This is a genomic window from Variovorax sp. Soil_C_39 (genome assembly GCF_057656815.1).
The window spans coordinates 1-1,531 of sequence record NZ_JBDGJQ010000033.1 but is presented as its reverse complement, the minus strand read 5'-3'; the positions used below and the strand labels follow the sequence as shown (position 1 = coordinate 1,531).

General features: G+C 67.3%; 1 protein-coding gene. It reads right to left on the bottom strand.

Annotated elements, in window-relative coordinates; all coding sequences use genetic code 11:
- Positions 1–1,531 (bottom strand): type VI secretion system Vgr family protein (locus AC3A6J_RS27960; protein WP_487863265.1); only part of this gene is annotated, 1,531 nt, incomplete at both ends.

Genomic DNA, 1,531 nt, shown 5'->3' with positions numbered 1-1,531 from the left:
TGCGTCTCGTCGCCCTCCACCTCCACGTCGAGGTTGCGCTCGGCATGCAGCAGGATCTGCTCGGCGCCCATCTTGTCTTCGAACACGAAGGCGTTCGCATTGGCGCTCGAGCCCCCCTTGCTCGAGCGCGTGACGATGCCGCTCTTGGTCGCCTCGCCCGGCAGCGCGAACGGCGGCATCTGGTCGGCGTTGTACACGCGCCCCACGATCACCGGACGGTCCACGCGACCACCGATGAAGTCCACCACCACCTCCTGGCCGATGCGCGGCGTGAACACGCCCCCGAAGCGCTCGCCCGCCCAGATCTGCGACACGCGCACGAAGCGCGAGCTGTTCTCGTTCTTCTGGCCGTAGCGGTCCCAGTGGAACTGCACCTTCACCCGGCCGTACTGGTCGGTCCAGATCTCCTCGCCCTCGGGACCGACCACGGTCGCGGTCTGCGGCCCGCTCGTGCGCGGCACGGGCGTCTGCCGCGGCGCCCTGAACGGCAGCGAGGTGGGCTGCACCACGAAGTCGAAGTTGTATTCGCCGCTGGCCGCACCGCTCGCATAGCCGCCCTCGCGCAGCGAATACGACACGGCCACCGCAAGGTACTCCTGGTTGTCGTCCGCGCGCGGCGAGTTGCGCATGGTGAACTTGTAGCCCGGCGCCATGCCGCGCACGGTGGCCTGGCCGTTGCTGCGCTGCGCGAGCGCCTGCACTTCTTCGAGCCGCACGCGCGCATAGTGCTCGCCGTCGCCCGCGGCCGGGTAGTCGCCGAGCCATTCGTAGATGTCGTGGTCGGCGTTGTCGTGCGGTCTCGGCTGGCTGCGCACGTTGACGAGGTCGCCCTTGGGCGTGGTGAAGTTGAAGTCGTCCACGGTGTAGCTGCCGGGGCGCACCTCTTCGCTCGGCTGCCAGTCACGGATGACCTCCATGTCCTCGCCGATGTCGCGGTCGGCCGCGAAGTAGTCGATGGTCTCGTAGCCGGGCATCGGCTCGTGCGCGCCGGCATCGTCGGCCAGCACGAGCGTGTGCTGGCCCTTCTCGTGCTTGAACCAGTAGTAGATGCCCTCGAGCTCCATGAGCCGGCTCGCGAACGCGAAGTCGCTCTCGTTGTACTGCACGCAGTATTCCCACTGCCGGTAGCTGCCCGAGAGCTTCTTCTCGAACGCGAAGCCGTAGTCGCCGAACACGTCTTCCAGGATCTCGACCACGCTCTTGTTCTGGAAGATCTTGTTGTCGCTCGAACGCGTGAGATACCACAGCCACGGCCGCACGGTGGCCCGGTAGACGGTGTGGCGCGAGGTGCCGCCCTCGCGGCCGACCATCGAGAAGCGCACCACTTGGCCGTTGAGGAAGCGCGGCGCGCCCGCCACCGCGGTCTGGATCTCCAGCGTCAGCGGCTTGCCCAGCACCGACTTCAGATCCAGTGCCGCATCCGCGCTCAGCAGATCGACCTCGAACTCGAACAGCTGCGACAGCCCCTCGGTGCCGCGCATCGAGCGGAACTTCAGCTGCTCTTCACCCAGCGGGGTGTGGGCCGTAACGA